Source organism: Caulobacter sp. P1_B12_2, from assembly GCF_056406675.1.
The window spans coordinates 1-3600 of record NZ_JBFTZS010000454.1; the positions used below are offsets into that span (position 1 = coordinate 1).

5 protein-coding genes are annotated in these 3600 nt (G+C 67.1%); 3 read left to right on the forward strand and 2 right to left on the reverse strand.

Going from position 1 to position 3600, the window contains the following annotated elements:
• Positions 1-115: 115 nt before the first annotated feature.
• Positions 116-595, forward strand: a complete 480-nt coding sequence (greA, locus tag AC1DZ6_RS21300) for a transcription elongation factor GreA (protein WP_477099130.1) — start codon at positions 116-118, stop codon at positions 593-595.
• A 3-nt stretch (positions 596-598) separates the two neighbouring features.
• On the opposite strand, the gene AC1DZ6_RS21305 is transcribed toward greA, so the two are convergent.
• A complete protein-coding gene (locus AC1DZ6_RS21305) occupies positions 599-1438 on the reverse strand; it encodes a TolB family protein (RefSeq protein WP_477099131.1) in 840 nt (279 codons plus the stop codon).
• A gap of 213 nt (positions 1439-1651) precedes the next feature.
• On the opposite strand from AC1DZ6_RS21305, the gene AC1DZ6_RS21310 reads away from it, so the two are divergent.
• Complete coding sequence (locus AC1DZ6_RS21310; protein ID WP_477099134.1) at positions 1652-2215, forward strand: HNH endonuclease; 564 nt, start codon at positions 1652-1654, stop codon at positions 2213-2215.
• Between the two features lie 330 nt (positions 2216-2545).
• Entirely contained in the window at positions 2546-2830 is a 285-nt protein-coding gene (locus tag AC1DZ6_RS21315; protein ID WP_477099132.1) for a hypothetical protein, read from the forward strand.
• Positions 2831-2834: 4 nt separating this feature from the next.
• Here the strand turns inward: AC1DZ6_RS21315 and AC1DZ6_RS21320 are convergent, their stop codons facing one another.
• Positions 2835-3368 (reverse strand): VanZ family protein, encoded by a 534-nt coding sequence (locus AC1DZ6_RS21320; RefSeq protein ID WP_477099133.1) that lies wholly within the window; start codon positions 3366-3368, stop codon positions 2835-2837.
• Positions 3369-3600: the final 232 nt, after the last annotated feature.

Sequence of the window (3600 nt, forward strand, 5' to 3'; positions counted from 1 at the left end):
GTCTTGATCCTGCCGTCGCACAGGCCTAGGTCGGATGGTCCCGAGGCGGAACATCCCGCGCCGGGCCGGATTTTCCTGACATGACCCCTTCTTCTTTAGTCGCCGGGATACGGCCATGAGCGTGGCCTTCACCAAGGAAGGCGACAGCGAAGCCTTTGCTGCGGACCTGCTGGACCGCCCGATCTCGTCGCATCCCAACTTGGTGACGCCCGAGGGGTTGGCCCAGATCGAGGCGGCCCTCGCCGAGGCTCGCGCCGCCTACAGCGCCGCCCAGGCCGGCGGCGACGTGGCCCAGGACCGCACCGCCATGGCTCGCGCCACCCGCGACCTGCGCTACTGGTCCGCCCGCCGCGCCAGCGCCCAGCTGCGCGAGCGCGATCCGTCCATCGAGGGGCTGCAGTTCGGCGGGACGGTAACCTTCGACCGCGAGGACGGCCGCCGCCAGACCTTCCGCATCGTCGGCGAGGACGAGTCCGACCCGACCCAGGGCTCGGTGTCCTACGTCTCGCCGGTGGCGCGAGCCCTGCTGGGCAAGGGCGTGGGCGACACGGCCATGGTGGCCGGCGGCGAGGTCGAGATTCTGGCGATCGACTGACCGCTAGGGCGCGGGAACCTCGAAGATGTCCATCCGGCCCGGTCCGAGGGCCGGGCAATAGGCCGAATAGAACAGCACGCCGGGCCGCTTTGGATCGATGGACGGTCCGTTGTTGATCGCGTCGGAGCAGTTGATCGGCGCGGCCAGAGCCGTGCGGGGTCCAAAGCGCCCGTCATCGCCGCGCAGGGCGCTGTACAGCATCACGCGCGTCTCGGCTTTCAGGTCGCCCGAGGCGAACACCAGCGTGCGGCCGTCGGCCAGCAGGGTCGCATCGAAGTCGTCCAGCGGGCCGTTGATCTCCGGCCCCAGACCCCGCACGGGGGTGTCGCCCGACAGTTCGCCCTCGAACAGGTCCTGCCGACCCAGGCCGCCGTGGCCGTTGGACGAGAAAATCAATTTGCCGTCGGCGGTGGGGGAGGGCGCCCACTCGTTGCCTGACGTGTTGAAACGCTGACCCAGATTGCGCGGCGTGCCGAAGGCTCCGGTCGTAGGGTCGCGGTCCACGGCGTAGAGGTCGTCGCCGCCCTGGCCGCCTGGACGGTTGGAGAAGAAATAGACCGTGCGGCCGTCAGGCGAGAAGGCCGGGTCGAAGTCGTTGTCGGGTCCGTCGAACGACACCGCCTCGGGCTTGGACCATCCCGCGCCGTCGCGGCAGGTCTGCAGGATCCGCCAGGGCGTCTTCGGTGCGCCGATCGAGCCCCACAGCACGCAGCGACCGTCGGGGCTGAAGGCGGGGCGGACCTCGGTGTCGGGGGTGTCGACGATCCCGGGCAGCAGCGGCGCAGGCGGTTCGGCGGCCAGCAGTCCGGCCAGGGCGATCGCGGCGAAGACGAGCGTCGGCATGCGGAAACGGTCTCCAGGATGCGGATGAGAGCATAGCCGCGATCGTTCATGCGCCAAGCGCAAGGATGTCTTGGTTCTGTCGTCGAGTTGGCTCATCCTTTCTATGCGTTCGGGAATGAATGGCGATTCCTGAGAATGCGTAGGAAGGAGGCCCGTCTTCAGTCCGACCGCGTATCCGCTTCATAGGAGCCTGTCCGGCTCCAGAGGGAGGCCCTGATGCAGGTGCTGTCCCGTCCTCCGTCCGGCATGCCGGCGCTCGTTCTCAATGCCGACTATCGGCCCCTGAGCTATTATCCGCTGTCCCTCTGGCCCTGGCAGGAGGTGATCAAGGCGGTGTTCCTCGAACGTGTCGACGTGGTCTCGACCTATGACCACGTGGTGCATTCACCCTCGTTCGAGATGAAGCTGCCCAGCGTGGTGTCGCTGAAGCAATACGTGCCGCAGGATCGTCCGCCGGCCTTCACCCGGTTCAACCTGTTCCTGCGCGATGGGTTTTCCTGCCAGTACTGCGGTTCGCCCGACGAACTGACTTTCGACCACGTGATCCCCCGCTCGCGCGGCGGCCGGACCACCTGGGAAAACATCGTCACCGCCTGCGCGCCCTGCAATCTGCACAAAGGCGGCCGAACACCGCGTGAGGCGGGCATGCATCCGTTCCACGTCGCACGCCGGCCCAGCAAGCACGAGTTGCAGGACCGCGGCCGCCGGTTCCCGCCGGGCCATCTGCACGCAAGCTGGCTGGACTACCTCTACTGGGACATCGAACTGGAAGCCTAGAACGCGACAACGCCGAGTCGCGGAAATGTCTAGAAAACAAAGCCCTGTGGCTCTGCTTGCATCGACTCACCGCTGGGCGGACCCAAGAGCATGGGGCCGCTCAGTAGGAGGGTTCGATGCTTGCCAGTCCTTCGTTGCTTTCCAGTCCGACGCTTCACGAACATGGACGCGCGCTGAGCGTCAAACGGCGTCTGCGGTGGTTGATGGTCGCCATGACGGCCGCCAATGTCGTCCTATGGTCCGTGGTGTTCGGGCTGTAAGGCGCAACCCGGGCGCCGGCTCACGGGTTCTATTCTCGACGCCTTAGGGCGAAAAATCGGGAGAGACGCCATGATCTTCGGCCACAAAAAAGAAGAAACCGGCCGCCACTTCACGCACGGCACCAGCGCCTCGACGGCAGACATGGCCTGCGAAGGCAAGGTCCGGCCTGAGGACAAGCATTTCGACGCCCCGCACTCCCGCGAGGCCGAAACGCCGCTGGTCGAAGGGGAAAAGCACGATCAGCTGGCCGAGAAGGTCGAGTGCTCGGAAAGCCGTCAGGAAGCTCTGCTGGACGAAGGCCTGGAAGAGAGCTTTCCGGGCAGCGATCCGGTCAGCGTCAAGCGCATCACCTGACGATTCAGGCCTGGCGCGGAAAGCGTCGGGCGGCCCGGTCGGCGAAGCTGGCCGGGCGTTCAGCCTCCGAAGCCTCGCCGGGCGCGGAGAAGACGGCCTGGATCACCGGAGCCAGGCGCCGCGCGCCGCGCCGACGATCCTGGGCGGCGATCTCGGCGAAGGTCGCCGAACCACGCTTGCGGGCGAGGGCGCGGAGATTTTCGATCTGGCTGGCGAATAGGATCACGCCCACGCCGGCGGTGTCGGCCAGCAGGTCGCCGATCGAGGCGCTGCGGTCGGCGGTGAACAGCTGAGCCACCTCGACGCTGGCGCCGAGCAGGACGGCCGCCAGGGCCAGATCGTTGCGGCGCATCCGCGGGAAGGCGAGGAACGAGACGGCGACCAGAGCGCCGAACGCGATGGCGTGAGCCGCCTTGTCGCTCAGCCCGAACACCTGCTCAAGGCCAGGCCAGGGACCCAGCATAAGCACCGCGGCGGTCAGGGCGCCGGCGACCAGAACGGCGCGGGCGGTGGTCACGACATGGTTGGGCGTCAGCATCGGCGTCTCGGCTCGCAGTGGAGCCTGAAACCTAAGGGCGCCTTGGCCTACAAGCCGTGAAGGAACAGGGTCAACGGAAGATGACCAAGGGACCCGCCACCCCCGGCGACCGGGAGTGGCGGATCTGGATCAGACTATTTTTTCTTCACCGGCTTGGCGGTCTCGGCCGCCTTCGCCGCGGCGGCCTTGGCGTCGTCGTCGGCCTTCTTCCAGACCGCGTACTCCTCCAGGT

Bases quoted from the DNA above. Each gene is read 5' to 3' on its own strand.
- AC1DZ6_RS21315 (WP_477099132.1), top strand. From the start codon at position 2,546: ATGATCTTCGGCCACAAAAAAGAAGAAACCGGCCGCCACTTCACGCAC.
- AC1DZ6_RS21320 (WP_477099133.1), bottom strand. From the start codon at position 3,368: ATGCTGACGCCCAACCATGTCGTGACCACCGCCCGCGCCGTTCTGGTC.
- greA (WP_477099130.1), top strand. From the start codon at position 116: ATGAGCGTGGCCTTCACCAAGGAAGGCGACAGCGAAGCCTTTGCTGCG.
- AC1DZ6_RS21305 (WP_477099131.1), bottom strand. From the start codon at position 1,438: ATGCCGACGCTCGTCTTCGCCGCGATCGCCCTGGCCGGACTGCTGGCC.